General features: G+C 63.8%; 23 protein-coding genes. 10 read left to right on the forward strand and 13 right to left on the reverse strand.

All coding sequences use genetic code 11. The annotated features are described in order from the left end of the window. Positions 1-280: 280 nt before the first annotated feature. The 6 genes from QQL28_RS40520 to QQL28_RS40545 all read right to left on the reverse strand — a co-directional run bounded on the left by QQL28_RS40520 (position 281) and on the right by QQL28_RS40545 (position 5,684). The gene (locus tag QQL28_RS40520) at positions 281-535 is read right to left on the reverse strand and encodes a hypothetical protein (protein WP_284274677.1); all 255 of its coding nucleotides are present in this window, start codon (positions 533-535) and stop codon (positions 281-283) included. A gap of 315 nt (positions 536-850) precedes the next feature. Continuing rightward, positions 851-1,048, reverse strand: a complete 198-nt coding sequence (locus QQL28_RS40525) for a hypothetical protein (RefSeq protein WP_284274678.1) — start codon at positions 1,046-1,048, stop codon at positions 851-853. 2,455 nt (positions 1,049-3,503) lie between these two features. After that, complete coding sequence (locus tag QQL28_RS40530) at positions 3,504-3,779, reverse strand: DUF3551 domain-containing protein (protein ID WP_348522558.1); 276 nt, start codon at positions 3,777-3,779, stop codon at positions 3,504-3,506. A 205-nt stretch (positions 3,780-3,984) separates the two neighbouring features. Continuing rightward, positions 3,985-4,140 carry a hypothetical protein gene (locus QQL28_RS40535; RefSeq protein WP_284274679.1) on the reverse strand — a complete coding sequence of 52 codons (156 nt, stop codon included), beginning with the start codon at positions 4,138-4,140 and terminating at the stop codon, positions 3,985-3,987. Positions 4,141-4,866: 726 nt separating this feature from the next. Further along, entirely contained in the window at positions 4,867-5,199 is a 333-nt protein-coding gene (locus QQL28_RS40540) for a DUF3551 domain-containing protein (protein ID WP_284274680.1), read from the reverse strand. 260 nt (positions 5,200-5,459) lie between these two features. Beyond that, complete coding sequence (locus tag QQL28_RS40545; RefSeq protein WP_284274681.1) at positions 5,460-5,684, reverse strand: hypothetical protein; 225 nt, start codon at positions 5,682-5,684, stop codon at positions 5,460-5,462. Between the two features lie 235 nt (positions 5,685-5,919). Here QQL28_RS40545 and QQL28_RS40550 point away from each other — a divergent pair, with 235 nt between their 5' ends. Beyond that, a complete protein-coding gene (locus QQL28_RS40550; RefSeq protein ID WP_284274683.1) occupies positions 5,920-6,237 on the forward strand; it encodes a DUF1476 domain-containing protein in 318 nt (105 codons plus the stop codon). 2 nt (positions 6,238-6,239) lie between these two features. On the opposite strand, the gene QQL28_RS40555 is transcribed toward QQL28_RS40550, so the two are convergent. Then, entirely contained in the window at positions 6,240-6,818 is a 579-nt protein-coding gene (locus QQL28_RS40555) for a TIGR00645 family protein (RefSeq protein WP_284274684.1), read from the reverse strand. A gap of 167 nt (positions 6,819-6,985) precedes the next feature. On the opposite strand from QQL28_RS40555, the gene QQL28_RS40560 reads away from it, so the two are divergent. Then, positions 6,986-7,243 (forward strand): hypothetical protein, encoded by a 258-nt coding sequence (locus QQL28_RS40560; RefSeq protein ID WP_284274703.1) that lies wholly within the window; start codon positions 6,986-6,988, stop codon positions 7,241-7,243. Between the two features lie 27 nt (positions 7,244-7,270). On the opposite strand, the gene QQL28_RS40565 is transcribed toward QQL28_RS40560, so the two are convergent. Further along, positions 7,271-7,402 (reverse strand): hypothetical protein, encoded by a 132-nt coding sequence (locus tag QQL28_RS40565; protein ID WP_284274685.1) that lies wholly within the window; start codon positions 7,400-7,402, stop codon positions 7,271-7,273. 836 nt (positions 7,403-8,238) lie between these two features. On the opposite strand from QQL28_RS40565, the gene QQL28_RS40570 reads away from it, so the two are divergent. Then, positions 8,239-9,150, forward strand: coding sequence for a septal ring lytic transglycosylase RlpA family protein (locus tag QQL28_RS40570; RefSeq protein WP_284274704.1), 912 nt, complete (start codon positions 8,239-8,241; stop codon positions 9,148-9,150). Here QQL28_RS40570 and QQL28_RS40575 read toward each other — a convergent pair. Next, on the reverse strand, positions 9,144-10,100 hold the full coding sequence (locus QQL28_RS40575; RefSeq protein WP_284274686.1) for an alpha/beta fold hydrolase: 957 nt from the start codon (positions 10,098-10,100) through the stop codon (positions 9,144-9,146). The two genes, QQL28_RS40570 and QQL28_RS40575, sit on opposite strands and share 7 nt — an antisense overlap. A gap of 154 nt (positions 10,101-10,254) precedes the next feature. Here QQL28_RS40575 and QQL28_RS40580 point away from each other — a divergent pair, with 154 nt between their 5' ends. The 6 genes from QQL28_RS40580 (at position 10,255) to QQL28_RS40605 (ending at position 16,971) form a co-directional block, all read left to right on the forward strand. After that, positions 10,255-11,514 (forward strand): D-alanyl-D-alanine carboxypeptidase family protein, encoded by a 1,260-nt coding sequence (locus QQL28_RS40580; protein WP_284274687.1) that lies wholly within the window; start codon positions 10,255-10,257, stop codon positions 11,512-11,514. Between the two features lie 2 nt (positions 11,515-11,516). Next, entirely contained in the window at positions 11,517-12,203 is a 687-nt protein-coding gene (gene tmk, locus QQL28_RS40585) for a dTMP kinase (RefSeq protein ID WP_284274688.1), read from the forward strand. Next, positions 12,200-13,246 carry a DNA polymerase III subunit delta' gene (locus QQL28_RS40590; RefSeq protein ID WP_284274689.1) on the forward strand — a complete coding sequence of 349 codons (1,047 nt, stop codon included), beginning with the start codon at positions 12,200-12,202 and terminating at the stop codon, positions 13,244-13,246. The genes tmk and QQL28_RS40590 overlap by 4 nt, the downstream gene beginning before the upstream one ends. 47 nt (positions 13,247-13,293) lie before the next feature. Then, positions 13,294-15,270 carry a methionine--tRNA ligase gene (gene metG, locus QQL28_RS40595; protein WP_284274690.1) on the forward strand — a complete coding sequence of 659 codons (1,977 nt, stop codon included), beginning with the start codon at positions 13,294-13,296 and terminating at the stop codon, positions 15,268-15,270. 11 nt (positions 15,271-15,281) lie between these two features. After that, positions 15,282-16,058, forward strand: a complete 777-nt coding sequence (locus QQL28_RS40600) for a TatD family hydrolase (protein WP_284274691.1) — start codon at positions 15,282-15,284, stop codon at positions 16,056-16,058. 115 nt (positions 16,059-16,173) lie between these two features. After that, complete coding sequence (locus tag QQL28_RS40605; RefSeq protein ID WP_284274692.1) at positions 16,174-16,971, forward strand: MBL fold metallo-hydrolase; 798 nt, start codon at positions 16,174-16,176, stop codon at positions 16,969-16,971. Between the two features lie 10 nt (positions 16,972-16,981). On the opposite strand, the gene QQL28_RS40610 is transcribed toward QQL28_RS40605, so the two are convergent. From QQL28_RS40610 to QQL28_RS40625, 4 genes are all read right to left on the reverse strand, one after another. Further along, positions 16,982-18,262: an autotransporter outer membrane beta-barrel domain-containing protein gene (locus QQL28_RS40610; protein WP_284274693.1), complete on the reverse strand. Its 1,281-nt coding sequence runs from the start codon at positions 18,260-18,262 to the stop codon at positions 16,982-16,984. A 424-nt stretch (positions 18,263-18,686) separates the two neighbouring features. After that, positions 18,687-20,336, reverse strand: coding sequence for an acyl-CoA synthetase (locus QQL28_RS40615; protein WP_284274694.1), 1,650 nt, complete (start codon positions 20,334-20,336; stop codon positions 18,687-18,689). A gap of 20 nt (positions 20,337-20,356) precedes the next feature. Continuing rightward, positions 20,357-22,246: a TRAP transporter large permease gene (locus QQL28_RS40620; protein WP_284274695.1), complete on the reverse strand. Its 1,890-nt coding sequence runs from the start codon at positions 22,244-22,246 to the stop codon at positions 20,357-20,359. Positions 22,247-22,261: 15 nt separating this feature from the next. Beyond that, a complete protein-coding gene (locus tag QQL28_RS40625; protein ID WP_284274696.1) occupies positions 22,262-23,281 on the reverse strand; it encodes a TRAP transporter substrate-binding protein in 1,020 nt (339 codons plus the stop codon). A gap of 398 nt (positions 23,282-23,679) precedes the next feature. Here QQL28_RS40625 and QQL28_RS40630 point away from each other — a divergent pair, with 398 nt between their 5' ends. Then, positions 23,680-24,873 (forward strand): M24 family metallopeptidase, encoded by a 1,194-nt coding sequence (locus tag QQL28_RS40630; RefSeq protein ID WP_284274697.1) that lies wholly within the window; start codon positions 23,680-23,682, stop codon positions 24,871-24,873. Positions 24,874-25,097: the final 224 nt, after the last annotated feature.

Below are 25,097 nucleotides of genomic sequence, written 5' to 3' on the forward strand. Positions count from 1 at the left end.
CTCCTTGAGGCCGGGATCTCCCTTGCCGAGACCCATCGCTCGGGCTTCGTCCTTGCAGCTTTCCAGCTTTGCTTCGAACCGCGGATTGTTTGCAGCGGCGCACTGATGACGGAACGGCCCCGGGGGATATTGCATGCAGTTTTGCGCTTGGGCACCCGTTGAAAGACAACCGAGCACCACGGACGCGGTCAGCAGGATTCGGATCGTCGCGCGCCTCCGACCGGGACCAGTCGACGTTTCGGCAGGCGAGGGGCGAGCGCAAGGGGGCTGGGGCATGGCGCTAGAGACGCTGGTGTTTGGGGCGAGGCTCGCCGATTTCGCGAAGCGTTAGTGTCTCGTCTGCGATGGCAGCGGCGATCAGCCGAAGGGCCTCATAGGCCTCCTGCGAGTCTTGACCGGCAACGCTCAACTGAGAGGCGGGTGGACGCGATTTGAACGCAGTTTCTTCCTCATCGGCTAAAGCGATCATTTCTTGAATGATCGCATCTAGCCGGTCAGCCATGTCCTGTATTTCGTATCGGCGCTGCTTATCCATTTCCCTGCCGGAGGGTCAGCCGTTCGCTTACCGTAGGGTGTCTCGGAAATACATGCGCGCGCGCAAGCGGATTACCCCGGGAGCTGCGCGATGTCGGTTCGACGTCGACAAGGCTCAGATCAAACTCAAGGCCATCCGCCGACAATTGCAGCGCGATCGCTGCAAGCGGCGCGCTCTCGGAATCCGCAAGAGAGTTTGTCCAGGGACGGTCGACGAGCTCGGCAAATGAAGCGCGGCGCCGATCGCATATGAAGCGCTGCCGGCAGCGGCTGGCGAAGCAATGCCCGCCGGTCGACGCGGTAACAGAGAACCGCGCTACAGCTCGCCGGCTCGAACCGGAGAGCTTTGGCCCGGCTCAATATGCATTGAGTCAGGTGGTCGACGGCTGCGCGCGCTATGTTCGTTCATTGCTTTCACCGCCTCATTTTCAGCGGCGCAGAAAGCAATGCACTTCCGATCGGCGAACACGAGCCATTGGTGAAGGCCAACTTCCCTGATGACGTACTCGGCCATTTCGAGCGTCCTGGCAGTGAGCTGATTGCATCCTACGCCAGTAGCCTTGCTGGTCTATTAACTACAATCCGGCGCTGCTGAGCGAGCTAAGGGCCTTCTCCACCCATCGCCAGAATGTCGAATACGTAGAGCTGCACTTCATGGTCGTGCTTGCGTGAAGTGCAGCGCCAGTTAAACGGCCCCAACCGGGGGCCGCCAACCCATACGATAGGGGTTTTCCTCCAGCAGTCGGGGGGGCTGTCCTTTCCGGCTGGAAGCTTCAAATTGACTCTCTGCCAAGTCGTTTGTTCCGCGCCTCTAAGGAGGTACCCCTTGCGCGTCATGGCGAAGCAAGTGCCCGTCAAAAATCGGCCCCAACTCAAGGCTGGTAGAGCTGAGGCCGAGTTGCTGAACTTAGCGAGACTATTCACCAGTCCAGGCACGCTAGCATGCACTGTCGGCAGCACTCCGCGCCATGGGGCAGCTGATTTACCTCGGATTTTCCGCAATGCCGTTGCCGCACTTGTGTCCGCCTGCAAGGGAGGGCGAGCAGCCGAAGTTTCCTCAACCGCCGGGATAGCACGAGGGGCGGGCTACGGCTGGACGGCAACTTGTTTTGGTAGCCGACCTTGATGGTGACCGTCGGCCGGCGGTGGACCAGCAAGCGCCCAGATAGCAACGGCAAGCGCAGTGGATGCCGCCAAGACGGATGCGATTGCTTTGCTGCCCCTCATGCGAACAGGGTCACGGCCGTTTTCAGCAATTTCGTGGCGCGACACTATCGACGAATGGCGGAGAAGTCGGTGGGGCAATGGTGGTGGCAGGACGCGAGAATGCGTTCCGATGCGCGCCATACCGTGAAAGCGCCCAGGAGCAATGCGACGACAACGAGTTTGGCCAATGTGCCGCTGCTCAGCTTCGCTTCTCCTTCGCCCTCAGCCCGAGTTCGACCAGTCGGCAGCCGTTTTCATTTCCCATTCGCCTGCGTTTCCTACGGCTCGCCATCGGGCTCAGCATTCCTGTTTCGTTGAAACGCGAGACCGATAAACCCGAGAACCACCAAGACTGCCCCAGCCACCATCAGCCAGTGCGGATACTGGATTTCGGAGAGGATGCTCAATTGGCACCTCCGATGTTGGCCGATCTAATCTCGGCTTTGGCCTGACGGTTCCAGAACCCCGCCGCGAGTGTCGCACAAAAACGGCCCCGACTTGAGGCTGGTGAAGCTGAGGCCATGTTACCGGACCAACCAAGCTGGACGCTGGCCCAAGCGTGCCAAGATGCGCCCGAGGCCGAACACCACGCCATGGTGCAACCGATTTACCTCGGATTTTTCGCAGTGTCCCAGTCGCGCCATCAGGCGTTTGTGAACTGCTAGGGGTGCGACATTGTGGCACATCGTCCGGAGACGGACATCTGACATGGACGACAGCGTTCATACCCGTTGGCCAATTATCGAAGTCACCGCTCCCGACGGCGGCAGATCCCTTTGGGTGGCCGCGGTCCATCCGGACAAGGCTGTCGCTGCCGTAAAAGCGTTGGTGCCCTGGAACTACGTTGCGAGGCTTACGATCCATCGGTTTGCGCCGAGCAGGAAGTCCGATGAACTCAGGGCGGGTCAGGTGCGCAGGCTGAGGCTGTGACGCGGCGCGCGGGGCTCGGTCCGCGTGCAGTGTTGGTGGGGCGCCAGGCTTGCCCCGGCGCCCCGGTTGCCCGCGCCAGTCCCACGATGGCAACTGGCTTGGCGCATGAGAGAGATCAGGAGGGCGCGCGGAAAATTCCCCGCACGTCCTCCCGCCGAATTGACCGATCGTGAAGCCTTCAGCGCTTGGGGGTGATTGAGGGCCGAACCACATGCCTGGCTTGGCAACGCTCGGTCGGAAACAGCTAATGATGCGCTCCGCTTTGGCCTTGAGCCTATTGATTGCTCTGAGTGCTGTTGCGAATGCCGCCACGGTGCATCGCTCCACAGTGCCGTTACGCATGCGCCAACATGTCGTCGTTCCTCCCGCTCAAGTCATTCCTCACGATCAAGGTGTGGCGACCCCCGGCTTTGCCGTCCCGGGTTGGACCGACGAGGCCACACGGCGATGGATGGACAACAACACGGCCTGCGCAAGCTGCGGTGGATAGACAAGATAGCGCTTGGCGCCGCTGCCATTCACGGCATTGGATTCTAGGGCGTGCATACGCAGCCAGGACGGAAACCGATCACCTCGCGCTCAATCAAACGCGACGCCTTCCCGGGCAGTAGGGCCGTCGGCGCAGACCTCGAAATAACCGGCGGCCCGAGGCCGAATAATTCAAATGGTGGTCGCCAGCCGCGATCACCTTATTCGTCCCAGCCTGCAAGGCCATCGGATGCTACGACCGAAAACTGACATGAGCCTTACGGCGCGGGGGCTCGACGCCGGTCACCGGGTGGTCTCCACGGGGGGGGGGGGGACCGGGCGGCCGCGGGTTCAAGCCAGCTTTCTCAATTTCTGCGGGGCGCCCGCGGCTGTTGCACATTCTGCTGCGGGAAGGCCTGCTGGTTGAATAGAAGGCGCCGGTTTTCCTTGCATATCACGTTCGACCGGCCGGACGCCGAGGCCAAGCATTGCTCTCTCGTCTCATAAGAGCAATCGCCGGAATAGCCGAGTTCCCCACCGTAGATGCACCAGGGGTAGTCATACGAGATGGGAAGAGAGGAGCCTGCGCTAGCGGCTGTCCCTGCTGCCAGCAAGGCGAATATGACAAGCATTGTGCGCATGACCGTATGTCCTGTCGAAAGTGCTTGAGGTTGGAGCGAGCATCTTCAGATCCTCGCCCTGATACCAACCCCGGACAGTCACGGTTCACCCCAAACGCTTTGGGCCTCGCTGCGCTGCCCTACGCGTCGTGGGCATGCAGAAATGCCTTCAAAACTGCGGCGCGTTCTTCTCTCTCCTGTCGCTTTCGCGAAGGCGACTACTCGCTCAGCTTCGCTTCTCTTTCGACCTCAGCCTCAGCTCGAGTTGCTGGCGAATGGTCTTTGCAAGAGGCCGCAACGCCGCGACGGTGAAGCCGCAGAGAAGCGTGAGCCATGTCGCGAGGGCCGCGCACCACAATAGGTCTTCCAGAATCTTGGGCATGACCTGCCCCCAAATAACTGCCTGAAATGCGAACAGTGTCCCTCAACCCCGGGGCGGCCACAAGGCGTCCTAAAAGTAGCAATGGAGCGACGGACGTGCCGAACGCCGAATCGGGATGGACAAAATCACGATCGCAGCCGCGGGGCCGGAGGAGTCCCCGCGCGCTGCCTTGCCCGGCGGAGCGGGCCGTTCCCCAGAATTCCCCGCTCAGTGATTGCGAGATCGAGGATCGATTCTCGGGGCAATCGGTTGGGTGCGCATGCGCATTCGGGTGATGAGATGGACAGGTTCGCTGACCATTGTTGGTCTACTCGTCTCTGCTTGCGCGAATTCCGACCATGCGAGGCCGACAGTTCGGTCGGGCGCATCATGGGCCCGCGACCTCAATGAGCCGCCTCCAAATCGAGAGCCCGCCAATGAAACGGCGGTGCCGGGAATAAAAGCGGATCTGAATGCTGCCCGACAGAAAGCATCCCATTAAAGCGCGATGAGATTAGGATGAATCGTCATCGCGCTTTCGGTTGTTGTTTGAGCATGATCTTTTCGGAAAACCGCTCCACACTTTTCCGGATCATGCTCTAGGCAGGGCTTCGGTCCGCCGCAGGATCGTGCCGCGCCTCGCCACGCGGGCGGTGCGGATGGCCGCGCTTTTTCCGGCCATCGGGCGGCGGCTGCGCCCCTTTGCATGGGGTTGTTTTCGATATTTTTGTTTGGGCGCCGGAAGCTTCACTGCCTGCGGTACGCCCGGGGCTGCTGCGCGCCCGGCTGCTGTCCGGTCTGCTGCTGCCACAGGACGCGCGGGTTCAGGTCGCAATAGGTATTCCACCGGCCCGAAGCGGATGCGAGGCACTGTGCCCTCGTTTCATACGAGCAGTCACCGGACCAGCCGAGCTGCCCTCCAAAGACGCACCAGGGGTAGTCATAGGAGACGGGAGAGGTGGGACCCGCGTGAGCGGCTGTTGCTGCGGCCAGCAGGGCCAGGATGGCTAGCGTCGTGCGCATGATCATATCTCCTGTCATGAGGTCTTTGGCGGTCGGCGAGACCTCGAACGATTGCATATGCCGCCTCAACGCGATCAAGCATGTTGAGGATCAGGCCAAGAGGCCCGCCGGTCTACGTAGGCGCACTTTTTTTCTCGCCATCTGTGAACTGCTTCACATTGGGGGTGCCGATCGCCTGTTATAGAGCACGCATTGCTTTACTTATCCATTATTTAGAAAACACACCCCCGGCAGTCGCATGCCGGGGGTGTTTTTGCGTGTGCGGTCCTGGGGCGAGGGTGCCGCCTTGTTGGAATCCGGTCAGGTGGCGATTTCGTTCAGTGCCGGCCGGACGAGCGCACGGGACTGAGGGATTGCTTCAGCGCCGCGATGAAGCCCGTGGTCGGACGCGCCGGCGATTTGGCTTCAATTGCTTCCGCCGCCACACGGCAATCCGCGGCAACCTTCAGAAGGCCGATCCGCGCGAGGTCGAGGGTGGAGAGCTCCGCCTGCTCCAGACACACACGCTCCAAACGGCGGAATTCCCGCAGCTCTCTATTCATGCGCTGTCTCCCGGTGCTTGGAGACAAGCCAACCGCGATTCTCCTTAATGAGTAGTAAAACAGGCGGGGCTGGCCACAAGCTGGTGACTACGCCTGTGCTATAGTCCGACACATGACCTGATCCGCAATGGTCGGCTAACCGCGGTTCCACCGCTCGGTCGGCGACTCGGCCAGGCAATCTGAAGCAGATGGCAAAGCGACTACGGAGACGATCGTAACGGTAGGGAGCCTGACCATGACCACGTTCGACAAGCGCGAGCAGGGCTTTGAGGCCAAATTCGTTCACGACGAGGAGCTCATGTTCAAAGCCACGGCCCGGTCCAACAAGCTGCTCGGCATGTGGGCGGCGGGACAGCTCGGGCTGAGCGGTGATGCCGCAACCCGTTACTCAACGGAGCTCGTGACCGCCAATCTCGAAAACAAGACCGTCGATCATGTCCTGGCAAAGGTCTCCGGCGACCTCGCCGGCAAGGGGATCTCGCCCGAGCAGGTCGCACAGAAGCTCCAGGAATTCCTGCACCAGGCCGTGCAGCAGCTGAAGGGCCCCGAATAGGATTATTCGTGGTTGCGCAAGGCCGCGTCGCTCAGGCGATCGACGAAGGCAATCCCGATCGCCGAGAGGATGAAAGTGATGTGGATCAGGACCTGCCACATTACGCCCTGCTCGGTAAAGCCGGCGCGGCCCGAGCCGAGATTGCCCGCCTCGATGAAGGTACGCAGCAGCGCGATCGAGGAGATGCCGATGATGGCCATCGCGAGCTTGATCTTCAGTACGCTCGCATTGACGTGGCCGAGCCATTCCGGCTCGTCTGGATGGCCCTGGAGATCGAGCCGCGAGACGAAGGTCTCGTAGCCGCCGACGATCACCATCACCAGCAGGTTGGAGATCATGACGACGTCGATCAGCGCCAGCACGCTCATCATGATCTGCTGCTCGGTCAGATCCAGCGCGTGCCAGGACAGGTGCCAGAGCTCCTTGAGGAACAGCACGATGTAGACGCATTGTGCGACGATCAGCCCGAGATAGAGCGGCAATTGCAGCCAGCGCGAGCCGAAGATGACCATTGGCAGCACGCGCAGGCGCGGCGGAGCCGGAAGGCGGGGCTGGCGTGTCGTCTCAGGCTCGCTCGACATTTTCAGGCAATTCCCCGCTTCGGTTGCACGGCGACCAGATGTAGCCCGGCACGATGGCTTGCGGAAGACGCGACGTCAGGATCATGCGCCGCCTGCGACATGATGCTATCCTGACCTCCGGGCGGCGCTGATTTTCGGCTGACATCACTGGAGACATCGTGCGGACGATTGCGGCTGTTGCAACCATCGTGCTCTGCGGAGCCGTGATCAGCAAAGCGGTCGCGTTGCCGCTGACGCCATTTCGCTACGCAGACCAGGCGCAGCGCTATTGTCCGACCGACAAGGTGGTGTGGCTGGATTTCAGGAAGGGCCGCTACTACGCCAAGGGGCAGAAGCTCTACGGGCAGGGCTTCGATGGCAGCTTCGTCTGCCTGAACGAAGCCAGGACCAGCGGCTATCGCCGCTCGGTGCTGGGCGTGCGCTGAGCTCGCGCAGGCCGGGTGCTTTGCGGGCTATTTGCTCTCGCTCGGCAGCTTGACCGGCACGTGCGGGGAGGTGCTGACGACGCGCGGGCTTCCGTCGGGATGGGTGCGATCGGTGCGGATCAGCGATTCCAGAACCAGTATGAATTTCTCGGAAAGCATGTTTCTCACCCTCGTTGGTGATGGCCTCTTGAATTTAGGTCGAGGCGCGAGGGGCGGAAATTCAATCAACTAAAAGGGAGGCTCGCGTCGCGAAAACGACTGGACTTGTCACTCGGCAACTAGTGCGCCGCAGCATGGCGGCCGTTGGGTCAGGAAAAAGTTGGCGCGGCTCAGGCGAACGCCAGGGCCATCAGACTCGAGCAGAGCAGAACCAAGCCGCCTGCGGTCAACGCCAGAAAGCCGTCGGACACCAGATCATGGTTGCGCATAGGACACCTGCCGCTCTCGTACTCGATGCTCGACCGGATTGATTAAAAATTTCCGAACGCGCTCAATTGAAAGAGGTGATGCTTCCGCACGAGGCATTATGCCCTCGTGCGGTATCCTTCGAATGCATGGGCCAGGAAGATTCCCGCGCTCACCAGACCCATCAGTGCTGAAACCGTCTCAATCATCGCAAACTTCCGTTGCGCCCCTCGCACACGCGACAAAACGCGTACCGCCTTGCACAGTCAAAAGGATTCCAATGTGCGCGCTTGCAATGGGGAAGCAGTGAGGCTTCGGCGCAACAGTTTGTCCAGGACCGGGACGGGAATAGCGCGCGTCGCGCGCCGACGCTCCGTAGATCAACGGAGAGAACGCGAACTTCTGGTTTACCATCTCGGCGCGAGGGCCGCGCGCTCCCCATTTCCGCCGTGATCACGTTGCGATATCGTCACCACTTCCGAACCGGTGGTGGGCCGTTTCGGGCAAAGACCGGCAGAAGGCCTCCTTGTGGGCACGCGTCCGGCGAGATGGTATTGGGGCGAATGGGGATCCGACGGTCAGATTCGATGATGCGGGCCGCGCGTGGTGTTGCGGCTGCCGCGACCTGCCTCGCGCTCGCCAACTGCGCCTCATCGGGCAAATTCGCCAGCCGCGTCGATCCGAAATACGGCGTGTCCTCCAGCCCGCGCGTGGTGGCTTTTGGCGATCCCGTGCCCAAGGGCGGCGGCACCTATCGCGTCGGCAAGCCCTATGTGGTGGCCGGCAAGACCTACGTGCCGGAGGAGGACGCCAACTACCGCGCCGAGGGCCTCGCTTCCTGGTATGGCGACGACTTCCACGGCCGCCTGACCGCCAATGGCGAAATCTTCGACATGGGCTCGCTCACCGCGGCGCATCCGACCTTGCCGATGCCGTGCTACGCGCGGGTGACCAACCTTTCGAACGGCAAATCGCTGATCGTCCGGGTCAATGACCGCGGGCCCTATCACGGCAACCGCCTCATCGACGTCTCGAACAAGGCCGCTGAACTGCTTGAATTCAAAGGCAATGGCGTCGCCAAGGTGCGCGTCGAATATGTCGGCCGGGCGCCCCTCGAGGGCTCCGACGACCGCCAGCTGATGGCCACCTTGCGCACCGGCATTCCGGCTCCGACCCCCTCGATGGTCCGCGTCGCCTCGGCCAGGCCGTTCGTCCCGGAGCTCTCCGTTTCCAGCCATGGCGCGATCCGTGGCGAGGTTCCGCTGCCGGAAGGGCGGCCCTACAGCCTCGGCAACACGTCGCCCGACGTCGCCTCGATCAACGCGACCTCGGAAATGTCGGCCTCGAGCCGCACTCGCGGCCGGGCGCTCCAGAACGCGCGCGCGGTGTCTTATGACCAGGACGGCCGCTATGCGTCGGATACGGCGCCATCGGCAGCCTATGTCTCCGACGACGGTGCGGCCGAGGCGCGCAATATCCTGAGCGGTCGCGGGCTCTACTGAACCGCGCTTTCCTTTAGGAACTTCACCAGGGCCGCGTTGACCTCGTCGGGCCGCTCCTGCTGCACCCAGTGTCCGGCGCCGTCGATGATCAGCTTGCGCTTCAGGTTGGGCAGCACGCGATCGAGCTCATTGACGCGTCTGGCACCGATCAGTCCTGTGATGACGGCATCCTTGGAGCCGGCGATGAACAGCGAGGGCTGATGAATCTGCGCATCCTGCCAAGGCGCGGTCAGTTCCCAATTGCGGTCGATGTTGCGATACCAGTTGAGGCCGCCGCGGAAGCCGGACTTGCGATAGGTCTCGGTGAAATAGGCGAGGTCCGCCTCCGTCAACCAGCTCGGCAGCGGCTCCGAGCCGCTGGCGTGGCCGAGAAAGCCCTTGTCGTCCTGAACGAACATCGCCGCCGTCGGATCGGACAGCCCGCGCCCGCCCAGCACGATGCGCATGGTGTGGGCGACATCGCGCTCGAGCTCGGCCTCGGCGACGCCGGGCGTCTGAAAGTACTGCCAGTAGAAATTGGTGATGCCGTTCTCGCGCAGCAGGTCGAGCGGCTTGCCGTGGCCGCGGAACGGCGGCGGGACGCTTAGACCCGCCACCGCCGTGAACATGTCCGGCCGGAATAGCGCCGCATGCCAGGCCACCGGCGCGCCCCAGTCGTGACCGATGACCATGGCCTTGGTCTCGCCAAGCGCCTGCACGAGGGCAACAACATCACCAACCGTGTCGAAGATGGAGTAGGCGGCAACGCCGGACGGTGCCGTTGTCCGGCCGTAGCCCCGCATATCCGGGGCAACGACGCGAAAACCAGCCGCCGCCAGCGCCGGGATCTGATGACGCCAGGAGTAGGACAGTTCCGGCCAGCCGTGGCACAGCACGACCAGCGGCCCCTGGCCCTGTTCGCGGACGAAAAGATCGATCCCATTGGCTGAGATCACGCGGGAGGAGGACATCGCTTTTCCGCCTTCTTTCAGAGGTTTGGTCGGAAATCGTGACGCGCTACGATAGGGACGCCGGCCCACCTGTGCAATCTTCGGGTGATGATCCGGTTCCCCGTGTTGTTTGCGCAGGGGCCAACTGTTAGAACGCCGCTCTCAGGGCTTCGCCATGGCATTTCGCTTTCCTCCGACCCGCCCAACCCGGTTCACCGCCAGGTGGCTTGCGCGCGGGCTCGTGGCGGCCGGCGTGGCCTTGAGCCTCGGCTGGGGCGGGGTGCTCTACGCCGCCAATCAGAGTGTGCAGGGCGCCAAGAAGGAAGAGGCCGGCTTTGACGGCGACGCGCCCACCGCGATCCTGATCGAGGCGTCGAGCGGCAGCGTCCTCTTTGAGAAGAACGCCGACGAGCTGCGCGCGCCCTCCAGCATGATGAAGCTGATGACCGCGGAGGTCGTCTTCAACGCGGTCAAGAAGGGCGACATCAAGCTGACCGACGAGTACCGGATCAGCGAGAATGCCTGGCGGAAGGGCGGTGCGCCCTCCGGCGGCTCGACCATGTTCGCCGCCATCAACAGCAAGGTGTCGGTCGACGATCTCCTGCACGGCGCGATCATCCAGAGCGGCAACGATGCCTGCATCGCACTCGCCGAGGGCTTGTCGGGTAACGAGCGCCTGTTCGCCTCCGATTTCATGACCAAGCGCGCCCGCGAGCTCGGCCTGACCAAATCGACCTTCGCCAATTCGAACGGGTTGCCCGACCCCGGCAACAAGATGACGGTGCGCGAGCTCGGCGTCCTCGCGCGCCACATCATCCTGGACTATCCGGAGTTCTACAAACTGTTCGGCGAGAAGGAGTTCACCTGGAACAAGATCCGCCAGCCCAACCGCAATCCGCTGCTCAATGCCATGGAGGGCGCTGACGGGCTCAAGACCGGTTTCACCAAGGAGGGCGGCTACGGCATGGTCGGCTCGGCCGTGCAGAACGGCACGCGGCTGATCGTCGTCGTCAACGGCCTGGAAGACTCCGAGGATCGCGCCACCGAAGCCAAGAAAATGCTGGAATGGGGCTTTCGCAACTTCGAGACCCGGACCCTGATCGCAGCCGATCAGCCGGTGGGCTACGCAAAGGTGTTCGGCGGCGAGAGCCGCTCGGTCAAGCTCGTCGCCAAAACTCCGGTCAAGGTGATGGTGCACAAGAATGGCGGCGACAAGCTGATCGCGCGCATCGTCTATAGCGGCCCGGTGCGCGCGCCAGTCCAGGAGGGGCAGCCGGTCGGCGTGGTGCGGGTCTGGCGCAGCGGCCAAATCGCGGTCGAGACACCGGTCTATGCGGCGGAGGCGATCGGCACCGGCTCAACCATGCGGCGCGCGATTGACGGCGCGAGCGAGCTCGTGATCGGCATGTTCCGCGCGGGCGCCGAGAAGCTCTGACCATGACCGAGATCGCAGTGAAGCCGCCGTCCGGGCGCGGGCGATTCATTACCTTTGAAGGCGGCGAGGGCTCCGGCAAGTCGACCCAGATCAAGCGGCTCGCCGACCGGCTCAACGCCACGAAGCTGAAGACCATCGTCACCCGCGAGCCTGGCGGCTCGCCGGGCGCGGAGATCATGCGCCATCTCGTGCTGTCGGGGATGGGCAAGCTGCTCGGGCCGGATGCCGAGACGCTGTTGTTCGCGGCTGCCCGTGACGACCATGTCCGCACCGTGATCGAGCCGGCACTCAACCAAGGCACCTGGGTCCTGTGCGACCGCTTCGCCGACTCGACGCGGGCCTATCAGGGCAGCCTTGGCAGCGTGCCTGAAGGCGTCATCAACGCGATGCAGCGGGTCACGATCGGTGATCTCAAGCCGGACGTCACGATCGTCCTCGATCTGCCGGTCGAGATCGGTCTGCAGCGCGCGGCCGCGCGGCGCGGCAGCGGCACACCGGATCGCTTCGAGGGCGAGAGCCTCAAATTCCACCAGGATCTGCGCGAGGCCTATCGCAGGATCGCAGCCGGCGATCCCGGGCGCTGCGTGCTGATCGACGCCAGCGGCGATGCGGATACGGTCGCCGCGCGAATCTGGGCGGCGGTGCGCGATCGTGTGTTTAGCGCACCGACCAGGGCGGCGTCCGCATGAGCCCTCGCCAGACCGAGCGCGAGACCGCGGTCCCGCATCCGCGCGAGACCAGCCGCCTGTTCGGCCATCGCGAAGCCGAAGCGGCGCTGCTGTCAGCCTATCGCAGCGGGCGCATACCGCATGCCTGGCTGATCGGCGGACCGCAAGGCATCGGCAAGGCGACACTGGCGTACCGGATGGCGCGCTTCGTGCTCGCGCACGGCCATCCGCTCGCGCCCGCCGTACAGCGGGCCGGGGATCTGTCGATCGATCCAAACGACCCCGTTGCGCGGCAGGTCGCCGCCGGCTCGCATGGTGGGCTGCTGACGCTGGAGCGCACGGCGAACGACCGCGGCGTGATGCGCACGGTCATCACCGTCGACGAGACGCGCGAGACGATCGCATTCTTTGGTTCGACGGCGGCCGCCGAAGGCTGGCGCGTCTGCATCGTCGACACCGTCGACGAGCTCAATCCGAACGCGGCGAACGCGCTTCTGAAGATCCTCGAGGAGCCGCCGCAGCAATCCCTGTTCCTGCTGGTCAGCCACGCGCCGGCGCGGGTGCTGGCGACGATCCAGTCGCGCTGCCGCAAGCTGCGGCTGCGCGCGCTTGCGACCGACGAGGTGATCGGAGCTGCTGCGATCGCTGCCGATATCGAGGAGGCCGATCCGTCGCTGCGTGAGGCCGCAGATGCCGCCGAGGGCAGTGTCGCGCGCGCGCTGACGCTGCTCGGCGGCGATGCGCTGAAGCTCCAGCAGCGCACCGCGGCGCTGCTCGCGCGCCTGCCGCAGGTCGATCCGAAGGAATTGCACACGCTTGGCGATTCGCTCGGGACCAGCGACCGCGTGGCGCTCGCCGCCTTCATCGACGGCATCGACCGCTGGATCGCCGAGCGGCTGCATGCCGATGAGGCGAGCGCCAACCAGAACCTGCCGCGCCTTGCGCGCCTTGCGGAGGTATGGGAAAAGATCGTCCGCGCCGCGCGCGACACCGAAACCTACAATCTGGAGCGAAAGCCCTTGGTTTTCTCGGTGTTCGGCTGGCTGGCGGACGCAACGCGCTAGGCGCAGGTTCGTTTCCAAATTTTGAGAAGCCGGTAAAGGAATTCGTGGTGGCAACGCGAGCTAAGAAAACCGTCAAACGCAAAAGCGGCAAGAAGGCTGCAAAGAAGGTCGCCAAAAAAACCGCCAAGAAAGCTGCCAAGAAGGCCGCGAAGCGGTCGGCGAAGTCGCGTGCGGGCAAGACTGCCAAGACGACGAAGAAGGCTGCAGCCAAGGCAGCGAAGAAGTCCAAATCCAAGGCCAAGGCGCGCGTAACCAAGACGACGAAGAAGGCCAGCAAGACAAGCGGGACGAAGCAGGTCGCTGCCAAGAAGGAAGTCGCCAAGAAACCGGCCAAGGCCGTCAAGACGACCGTGGCAGCAGCGCCTTCCGCGACGCCAGCTCCGGTCGTGGCGCCTCCGAAAGTCGCGAAGCCGAAGGCACCTCGCGCGCCTGCGAAGAAGGTGGCTGCTCCGCAAGTGGCAGCGCCCGCCGCCGCAGCTGCGCGCGGCAACGCGTTCTACATCACGACCGCGATCGCCTATCCCAACGGTCAGCCCCATATCGGCCACGCCTACGAGGCGATTTCGGCCGACGTGCTCGCGCGCTTTGCGCGGCTCGACGGCAAGGACGTGTTCTTCCTGACGGGCACCGACGAGCACGGGCTGAAGATGATCCAGACCGCGCAGAACGAGGGGCTGACGCCGTCGGCGCTCGCGACGCGCAACGCCAACCGCTTCAGGGAGATGGACCAGCGGCTCGACGTCTCGTTCGATCGCTTCATCCGCACCACCGAGGAGCAGCACCATCGTTCCAGCCAGGAGATCTGGCGGCGGATGGCTGAGAGCGGCGACATCTATGTCGACACCTATGCCGGCTGGTACTCCGTCCGCGACGAGGCCTACTACGCCGAGGACGAGACGCGCCTGAACGATGACGGCGTGCGGCTCGGCCCGCAGGGCACGCCCGTCGAGTGGGTCGAGGAGAAGAGCTATTTCTTCCGCCTGTCGGCGTATCAGGACAAGCTCCTGAAGCTCTATGAGGACAATCCCGAGTTCATCGGCCCGGATGCGCGCAAGAACGAGGTGGTGAGCTTCGTTAGGAGCGGCCTGCGCGATCTCTCGATCTCGCGCACCACGTTCGACTGGGGCGTGAAAGTGCCCGGCGATGAAGACCACGTGATGTATGTCTGGGTCGATGCGCTGACCAACTACATCACCGGCGTCGGCTTCCCCGACGAGAGCGACGGCAATTGGCGCTATTGGCCGGCCGATGTGCACATCATCGGCAAGGACATCATCCGCTTCCACGCCGTCTACTGGCCTGCGTTCCTGATGTCGGCCGGCATTCCCGTGCCAAAGCGGGTCTATGCCCACGGCTTCCTGTTCAACAGGGGCGAGAAGATGTCGAAGTCGGTCGGCAATGTCGTCGATCCCTTCAATCTCGCGGACCAGTATGGCGTCGATCAGATGCGCTATTTCTTCCTGCGCGAGGTGCCGTACGGCCAGGACGGCAACTATAACCATGAGGCCATCGTCGCGCGCATCAACGCGGACCTTGCCAACGACCTCGGCAATCTCGCGCAGCGCTCGCTGTCGATGATCGCCAAGCAGCTCGGCGGCGTGCTGCCGGAGCCGGGCGAGTTCAGCGACAACGACAAGGCGATCCTGGCGCAAGCTGACGGCATGATCGCAGCGGCGCGCGAAGCGATGGCGACGCAGCAGATCCATCAATGGCTCAACGCGGTGTGGGCCGTGGTCGCCGAAGCCAACCGCTATTTCGCGGGCGAAGCGCCCTGGGCGCTGGCGAAGACCGATCCGGCGCGGCAGAAGACGGTCCTTTACGTGACCGCCGAAGTCGTGCGCCAGATCGCGATCCTGACCCAGCCTGCGATGCCGAGCGCCTCAGCCAAGCTGCTCGACAGCCTCGGCATCCCCGAAGGCGAGCGGACTTTCGCTATGCTCGGCGGCGAGAAGCGGATCGCGCCCGGCTCGACGCTGCCCGCGCCGATGCCGGCCTTCCCGCGCTACGTCGAGCCGGCGGCCTAAGGCTTAAGACGATGCTGGTCGACAGTCACTGCCATCTGGATTTTCCGGATTTCTCGGACGATCTCGACGGGATCGTGTCGCGTGCGGCTGCCGCTGGCGTTGGCCGCATGGTCACGATCTCGACGCGGGTGCGCAAGTTCGACCAGCTCATCGCTATCGCGGAGCGCTACGACAACGTCTATTGCTCGGTCGGCACCCATCCGCACAATGCGGATGAGGAGGACGGCATCTCGCCGGACGAACTGATCGCGCTGACGAAGCACCCCAAAGTGGTTGCGCTTGGGGAGGCGGGACTCGACTATTTCTACGACAACGGTTCACCCGAGGCGCAGGCGAGGGGCTTTCGCGCCCATATCGCGGCCGCACGCGCAACCGGCCTGCCGCTCGTGATCCACACCCGCGAGGCGGACGAGGACTGCGCGCGCATTCTGGAGGGGGAGGTCGCGACAGGATCGTTTGCCGCCGTGCTGCATTGTTACACGGGCGGACGCGAGCTTGCACTGAAGGCCATCTCGCTCGGGCTTTACATCGGTTTCACGGGCATCCTGACCTTCAAGAAGTCGGAAGCCTTGCGCGCGCTTGCGGCCGAGCTGCCGGCGGACCGCATCCTCGTTGAAACGGATTCGCCTTATCTTGCGCCCGGCAAATTCCGTGGCAAGCGCAATGAGCCGGCTTATGTGGTGGAAGTGGCAAAGGTCCTCGCCGAGACGCGCGGCGTATCGCTTGACGAGATCTCGCGCCAGACCACCGACAACTTCTTCCGCCTGTTCTCCAGGGTGAATGCCTAAAGCGCGATGAGATTAGGATGAATCGTCGTCGCGCTTTAGGTTGTTGTTTGCGCATGATCTTTTCGGAAAACCGCTTCACACTTTTCCGGATCATGCTTTAAAGCAGGGACGCCGCATGACACTGACGCTGACGATTCTGGGCTGCGGCTCTTCCGCCGGCGTGCCGCGCCCGGCGCTCGGCTGGGGCGCCTGCGACCCCAACAACCCAAAGAACCGCCGCCGCCGCTGCTCGCTGCTGGTCGAGCAGGCCGGGGAGCACGGCACCACGCGGATCGTCATCGACACCTCGCCCGACCTGCGCGAGCAGCTCATCGATGCCAATGTCGATCACATCGACGCGGTATTCCTGACGCACGAGCATGCCGATCAGACTCACGGCATGGACGATCTGCGCTCGGTCGTGTTGCACATGCGCAAGCGCATTCCGACCTATTTCAATCAGTCGACCGCCAAGGACATCATGGCGCGGTTCTCCTATTGCTTCATCTCGCCGGAGGGCAGCGACTATCCGCCGATCCTGACGCGGCATTCGATCGAGGCAGGCGAGACCCAGACCATCTTGGGGAAGGGCGGTGCCGTGAAGATGACGGCCTTCCTGGTGCAGCACGGCCAGATCCCCGCGCTCGGCTATCGCATTGGCGATGCCGCCTACACGCCCGACCTCAACGACATTCCGCGCGAGAGCTGGGGTGCGCTGGAAAATCTCGATCTCTGGATCGTCGATGGTCTGCGCTACACCGGTCACGTCAGCCATTTCAGCATCAACGACGCGCTGACCTGGATCGAACGCTTCAAGCCGAAGCGCGCCGTCATTACGAACATGACCGCTGACGTCGATTACGAGGTGGTGAGGCAGTCGCTGCCGGCGGGCGTGGTGCCGGCCTATGACGGTATGCGGCTGGAAACGCGCTAAAGCGCGTGTCCTACCAAGCGTAGCGCATGATGGCCTTGCCGGTATAGGACCGCACCTGGCTGGAGAATTCGCCGTCGAAGCTTGCGGCCGCGGCCCAGCCATTCAGCCATTTTAACTCGATCGCCCCGCCCGCGAGCGCCGAGTTCGGAGCCAGCGCTGCGCCGCTGGCGACATAGCCAAGCCCGGGCAGCGCCTGGAAGGCCGGTGCAACCGTGTTCGCGGCGCTGAAATCATGTGCCCAGGCGAGGTGCGTGCGTAAATTCAGCACACCGCCCTGGAGCGCGAAGGACGCATTGGTGCGCAAGCCTGCTTCGCTGCGGCTGTCGGTGACGCGATCGCTGCCGAAGGCCGCGGCAAACGCATTCGTAGCAAAGGCCGGTTGCTGCGCATTGGCCGGCAGGCTGAAGGCCATGAACTGTCCGGCGGCGTAGGCGGTCACGCCGAGCCAGGGCGTGGTGAAGCGGTAGCCGCTTTCGATACGCCCGGAATAGGCATTGGCGTTGAAGGCCGCGTTGAGCTGATCGATGCCGGGATGATCGCTGGTGATCGCCTGCCAGCCATAGGCAAGCGCCGTGGCGACATAGGCCTGCCCGACCGTATGCCGGACGAAGGCGCCGGCCTGAAACAGATCGGAACGGCCGCTGCCGGCGCTGCCGGCGAAATTGGTGCCGCCGCCGGCCATCGCAAAGCCAAATCGCGTTTGCTGTGACAGCGAATAATCGGCGCCGACCACGGTCGCGAAAATCCGGCTCGATGAGCTCGCACCCGGTGCGACGTTGCTGCCCGCCACTTGTGAACCGCCGATGCCCGAAGCCCAGATGCTCCAATGCGGTGCGTAAGAGGAGCCGGCGAGGGGCATCTTGCCGTAGACGGCCTCGTAGACCTCGCGCCCGACACCGCCACGCATTCGATCCGATGGGATCGCGGCATAGGCCGCCAGCGTTTCGTCGGCGAGCGCCGGCGATGCATCCACTCCGCGGCCGTCGATCGTGGGATCGAGCAGCGTCTGTGTGAACTGCGTCATCGCGAGGAGAGTCGCCTGCGCGGTCTCGGCCTGCGACAGCGCTGCCGGACCGGGCGACGATGCCGGACCGAAGCTGGCATTCGCACCCGTGGTCGGCGCGGTGGTCGCAGCGACGCTCGGCTGACTGGTCGGATTGCCGCCGGCGGAAGGCGAGGTCGTGGCGCTGGTGGCACTCGCGGCCGGCGACGAAGCTGACTGTGACGGTGGCGCGGTGGCGACGCTCGGCTGGCTGGCAGCTGGAGATGAAGTCGTACTGGCGGTGGCCACGCTGACGCTGGGCGCGACTGAAGCGGTGGCTGCGCTGCCGGCACTCGGGCTCGTTGGCGCTGCCGGGCTCGCTGGCACTGCCGGGCTTGTGGGCGTTTGAGCGGTTTGCGGGGAAGGTGCGGGAGCGATGGTCTGTTCAGGCGCGGACGCACTGACGGGAGGCTCCGTCAGGCCTTGCGCCTGCGCGATGCCCGGCAGCAATCCGATCATCAATAGCGGCGCCAGACGCAAAGATGCGTCTGTGCGCAAGACAAATCGCATGAAGCGCCCCACCGGTCCGGTCGCCCGCCACACGAATCGCGCGGCGCCTCGTTCGGGAATCAGCGAATCCGATCCTGAGGAACCGTAGGCGCGTCTCCATCTTTTTCATATCTTTTCCGACCGTTTCCGGGGTTTCACGGGCGGTCGCAATTCGCGCGGCGAATCAGGCCGATATCGCCTTTGCCGAGTCCACCTGGTTGCGCAGCAGGAATTTCTGGATCTTGCCCGTGGACGTCTTCGGGATTGGTCCGAAAACCACCGCCTTTGGCGTCTTGAAGCCGGACATGTGGCTGCGGCAGAACGCGATGATGTCGGCTTCGCTCGCGCTGGCGCCGTCCTTCAGCTCGACGAAGGCGCAGGGCACCTCGCCCCATTTCGGATCGGGTTTTGCGACCACGGCCGCGAACAGCACGGCCGGGTGCTTGTAGAGGATGTCCTCGACCTCGACGGAGGAGATGTTCTCGCCGCCGGAGATGATGATGTCCTTGGAGCGGTCCTTGATGATGACGTAGCCGTGCTCGTCGAGCACGCCGAGATCGCCGGTGTGAAACCAGCCGCCTTCGAAGGCCTCTTTGGTCGCCTTGTCGTTCTTCAGATAGCCTTTCATCACGATGTTGCCGCGGAACATGACCTCGCCGATGGTCTCGCCGTCGCGCGGCACCTCCTGCATGGTCTGCGGATTGATGACGGTGACGCCTTCCTCCAGCGGGTAGGGCACGCCCTGCCGTCGCTTCATCCGCGCGCGCTCCGGCGCGGACAGCTCGTCCCAGCCCGGCTGCTCGGCGCAAACCGAGGCGGGCCCATAGACCTCGGTCAGGCCATAGACATGGGTGAGCTTGATGCCGATGCTCTCGGCCCCCTCGAGGACGGCGACTGGCGGCGCCGCGCCCGCGATCAGGCCGACGACGCGGCGCGCAGCGTTGCCTTTGGGCGCATCGGGCGCGTTGATCAGCGTGTTGTAGACGATCGGCGCGCCGCACATGTGGGTGACGGCGTGCTGCTTGACCAGCTCGAAGATCTTTGTCGGCTCGACCTTGCGCAGGCAGACGTTGATGCCGGCGGATGCGGCGATGGTCCAGGGGAAGCACCAGCCGTTGCAATGGAACATCGGCAGCGTCCAGAGGTAGACCGGGTGCTGGCCGAGATTGCCGGCGAGGATGTTGCTGACGGCGTTCAGATACGCGCCGCGATGATGGGTGACGACCCCCTTGGGATTGCCCGTGGTGCCCGAGGTGTAGCTCAGCGCGATGGCGTCCCACTCGTCCTGCGGCGGGATCGCGGTGAAGCCGGGATCGCCCTGCGCGACCGCTGCTTCATACTCGATCTCGCCGATGCGCTTGCCGCCGTTGAAGGCGGCGTCGTCGACGTCGATCACGAACGGCTTTGGTCCCTTCATCTGCGCCAGCGCATCGGTGATCACGCCGGAGAACTCGGGATCGACCAGGATGATCTTCGCCCCGCCGTGATCGAGCTGGAACGCGATCGAGGGTGCGTCGAGGCGGATGTTGAGCGCGTTGAGCACGGCACCCGTCATGGGAACCGCAAAATGCACCTCGTTCATCGCCGGCACGTTCGGCAGCATGGCCGCCACGGTGTCGGCGACGCCGATGCCCTTGCCCGCCAGATATGATGCAAAGCGCCGGCACCGCTCATAAGTCTGCGCCCAGGTGAAGCTGCGGCCTTCATAGACGGTGCTGACATGGTCGGGATAAACGGCCGCGCTGCGCGCGAGGAAGCTCAGCGGGGTCAGCGGCACGTAGTTGGCGGGCGTCTTGTCCAGGCCGATATTGTAGTGGTTCTGCCTCTCACTCATCGGCACCCTCCCTCAACGCTTCAAAGGAATCCGATCGAAATCCACGGAAAGATTGCAACGATAATCAATCCCACGAGCAACGCCAGCAGATAGCCCCAGATTGGCCTGATGCCCTCGGCGGGGTCAACGCGTCCAATCGCGCAGGCCGCATAATAGCCGACGCCGAAGGGCGGGGCGAACAGGCCGATGCCCATGGCGAGGATGATGACCATGGCATAGTGCACCTCGTGCACGCCGACGGCGCGGGCAATCGGAAACAGAAGCGGTCCGAACAGCACGATCGCCGGAATCCCCTCCAGCACGCTGCCGAGGATGGTGAAGGCCAGGATCGAGACCGCGATGAAGGAGGCCGAGCCGCCGGGCAGGCCCGTCATGGCTGATGCGAGCGAGCGCGAGAAGCCGGATTGCGTCAGGCCCCAGGCCATGCCCGTGGCGGTGCCGATGATCAGCAGGATCGCCCCGGACAGCGCCGCGGTCTCGACCAGCATCGGAAACAGCCGTCGCCAGTCGAAGCGGCGGTAGATCAGAAGGCCGACCAGCACGCCATAGACGATGCCGATGGTCGAGACCTCGGTCGCGGTCGCAATGCCCTCAACCACCGCGTAGCGGATCACGAAGGGCAGGGCGAGCGCGGGCAGGGCGATGACGAAGGTCTTGCCGATCTCGGACGCCCTGGCGCGGCGGACATGGCTCATGTCCTCGTGGCGGTAGCGCCACCAGACCAGCATGCAGAGCGTCAGCGCCAGCACCACGCCGGGCAACAGGCCGCCGGTGAACAGGGCCGCGATCGAGACGCCCGTGACCGAGCCTATGGTGATCAGCACGAGGCTCGGCGGAATGGTTTCGGTCTGCGCGCCGGTGGCCGCGAGCAGGGCGACAAGATCGCCTGGCTTGGCGCCGCGCTGCTTCATCTCGGGGAACAAGACCGGTGCGACCGCCGCCATGTCGGCCGCCTTGGCGCCGGAGATGCCGGAGACGAGGTACATGGCGCCGACCAGCACATAATGCAGCCCGCCGCGGACATGGCCGAGCAGGCTCGCCAGGAACGCCACCATGGCCCGCGCCATGCCGGTCATCTCGATCAGAAGCCCCAGGAACACGAACAGCGGCACCGAGAGCAGGATCAGATGGCTCATGCCCTCGTCCATCCGCCCGATCAGCACCATCACCGGCGTGCGCGTGGTCAGCGCGAGATAGCCGAAGATCGCGAGGCCAAAGCCGAACGCAATGGGAACGCCGGCAAAGACGCAGAAGCCGGCAACGCCGACGAAGAAGATCACCAGGTTGAGATTGCCGAGCGGCCGCAAGTACGGCTCTGCGAGCCAGAACAAACCGACGACGACGGCGACGGTCACCACGGCCTTCAGCACTATCCGATAGTCGGCGGCGCGCAGCAGGCGCAGCACGGCAAACGCCGCCATCAGGCAGATGCCGACCGGCAGCGCAGCGGCGCGCCACATGTTCGAGATCTGGAGCGCCGGCGTCGTGATGAAGCTTTCCTCATAAGCATAGTCGTAGGACGGCCAGACGATCATCACGAGGAACGCCAGCGCGGCGCAGACCGCCACGAGATCGAGATAGGCCCGCATCGCAGGCTTGGCGCTCGCGACGATCGCCGTCATGCGCATGTGCTCGGAGCGGCGGAACGCCACCGCCGCGCCGAGCATGGCGAGCCACAGGAACAGGATGGATGCGAGCTCGTCCGACCACACCAGTGGCCGGTGCAAGCCGTAGCGTGCGACCACGCCGGCGAACAGGATGACGATCTCGGCGACGACCAGGATCGCCGCCGGGATCTCGACCATGAAGCCGAGCACGCGCTCCAGCGAAGCCGGAAACGAAGGTCGGCGAGGGGACTGCACGGTCACCTCGCCCACCACCTCGGTCACCTGAACCTCGACATGAGCCATGACGGCCTTGATGCGTTACGACAGCTTGCCGACGGCCTTTTCCAGGAGATCCCAGGCCTGGTCGCCATACTTGCCCTTCCATTCGGCATAGAAGCCGGCGCTGCGCAGCTTGTCGCGGAACGGCGCCGTTGCCGGCTGGTTGAAGGTCAGGCCCTTGCCGGCCAGCTCCTGCTGGAGATTGGCGTTGAGCTTGGCCGTGTCCTCGCGTTCCTTAACAGCCGCAGCGTTGATGTTCTTGGCGACGATGGTCCGCACATCCTCCGGCAAGCTGCTCCACGCGCGGCGGTTCGCCAGGAACCAGAAGCCGTCCCACATGTGGTTGGTCAGCGAGCAGTACTTCTGCACCTCATAGAGCTTGGCGGTCGAGATGATCGCCAGCGGGTTCTCCTCGCCTTCGACGACCTTGGTCTGGAGCGCCGAATAGACCTCGCTGAAATTGATCGAGGCGGGGGCCGCATCGAACGCCTTGAACATCGAGGTCCACAGCGGCGACACCGGCACGCGGATCTTGAAGCCCTTGAGGTCCTCCGGGCCGTTGATCGGCTTGGTCGACGACGTGGTCTGGCGGAAGCCGTTGTCCCAGATCTTGTCCATGACCTCCAGGCCAGCCTTCTTGATCTCGCCGCGCACATAGGCTCCGAGATCGCCGTCCATGGCTTTCCAGACCGTATCGTAGTCCGGGAACGCGAAGCCGATGCCGTTGATCGAGGCCGCCGGCACCAGCGTCGCCAGGATCAGGCCGGACAGCGTGAAGAACTCGACGCCGCCGGAACGGATCTGGCTCAGCATGTCGGTGTCGGAGCCGAGCTGGTTGTTCGGGAAGATCTGCAGGTCGAACTTGCCGTTCGTCTCGCTCTTGATCGCCGCAGCCATCTCCTTGGCGCGGATGTTCAACGGATGGGTGTCCGGCAGGTTGTTGGCATATTTGTACGAAAACTCGGCCGCCTGGGCGCGCGCCACATGGGGTGCGCCGATACCGCCGAGAACCGCGGTCGCGGCGGAGGCCTTGAGAAGCGTGCGTCGGGAAAAGCTCATCGGGGGTTTGCTCCCAAAAAGGTTTGTTGTTGTTCTGAGATGCAGTTGCAGCGGAGCCGAGCCGCGGCAATATCGGCTTTCGGGACAACGCGTCGCGCTTCGGTGCTCACCACCAAAATTCGAAAAACAACCCCATGCAAAGGAGCGCCGGGTCGCAGGTGCCAAGCTCAACGGCTGCGGCGATTTGGAGGCTCAACCGAATCTGCAGTGTCAGGAATTCCGCCTAAATAATTGATCTAATTCGACATAAAAATATTCCATAATATACCTTATGCGAATTACGGATATGTGTGCGCAGATCAGGCGCGACAATTCTGAGTCTACCCAGAACCCCGCTCCCGGCCCAGAGTTGTACGAAGCGCAAGGCGGCAAAGACGATCACTCATCGGAGGTCCATCATGCAGGAGCTCGCTCGCGGAGCCGAGGCTCGCGCCATTCCATTCGATGCCGCCAAGCTCGACGGGCTGATGGAGGCCGCTGGCCTCGACGTCCTGATCGCGACGTCCAAGCACAATGTGCAGTACCTGCTCGGCGCGGAGCGCGCGATCTTCTTCGACTACATGGATGCGATGGGTGTCAGCCGGTACCTGCCGGTCCTGGTCTATCCCAAGGGCCAGCCCGATAAGGCGATCTATATCGGCCATCGCCTGGAGACCCACCAGCGCGCCGTGGCGCCGCCCTGGGTGGCGCAGGTCCGGACCGAATCCAACGGCTCGGTCGATGCCGTCATGCGCGCCGTTAACGTCCTCAAGGAGGCCGGCGTGCGGATGAAGTGGATCGGGGTCGAGATGGCGTTTCTGCCGATGGACGCAGGCAGGGCGCTGGCCGATGCCCTGCCCGACGGCGGACTGAAGGACGCGCTACTGGTGCTGGAGCGGCTGCGCGCGGTCAAGTCGACGGCGGAGCTCGCCAAGCTCAAGACGGCCTCGGAGCTCGTGATCGCGTCCATGCTGGAGGTGATCGCGCGGCACGGGCCAGGCACGACCAAGCAGCAGCTGTCCGACGCCTTGCGCATTGCCGAAGCCCAGCGCGGGCTGACCTTCGAATATTGCCTGCTCGCCTGCGGCAACAGCCACAACCGGGCGCCGTCGCCGCAGCGCTGGGAGCACGGCGACGTGCTCTCGCTCGACTCTGGCGGGAATTACCACGGCTATATCGGCGACCTCGCCCGCATGGCCGTGCTGGGTGAGCCGGATGGCGAACTGAAGGACTATCTCGCCGAGATCGAGGCCGTCCAGCGTGCCGCGTTTGCGGCCGTGCGTCCGGGCGCGCTCGGCGGCGCGATCTATGCCGCGGCCGAGCAAGAGCTCGCCAAAATCGGCCAGCGCGACTGCACGGACTTCCTCGCCCACGGCATGGGCTTAGTCAGCCACGAGGCCCCTCGCCTGACCGCCAAGGGTCCGGTTCCCTATGACGATCCCGACGCGCGGCTGCCGCTGGAGGTGGGCATGGTGGTGTCGATCGAGACCACGATGAAGCATCCGAGGCGCGGCTTCATCAAGCTCGAGGACACGGTCGCTGTGACGCCGACGGGTTACGAGATCTTTGGCGAGGGCGGCCGCGGGTGGAATCTGGGTGGAACGGCCGTGTGACCCATTCTCGGGATGGCTCCTGCTGTCGCCACTTCATTTGAGGGCGGCGACTCCTGAGTTTGTTCGCAACCAAATTGATCCGACAACTACGCCCGTAGTCCCCATGAAAATGGACAGGAATGTAACAACTAAAGCGTGATGGCATTAAGTTCGATAACCTGAATTTTTGAGGTAGTTGGCGCATTCCTCGGATGTGAAGGCATCGAGTGCGTGGCCGATTGCGG

It is taken from the genome of Bradyrhizobium iriomotense, from assembly GCF_030160715.1.
Classification (GTDB): domain Bacteria; phylum Pseudomonadota; class Alphaproteobacteria; order Rhizobiales; family Xanthobacteraceae; genus Bradyrhizobium; species Bradyrhizobium iriomotense.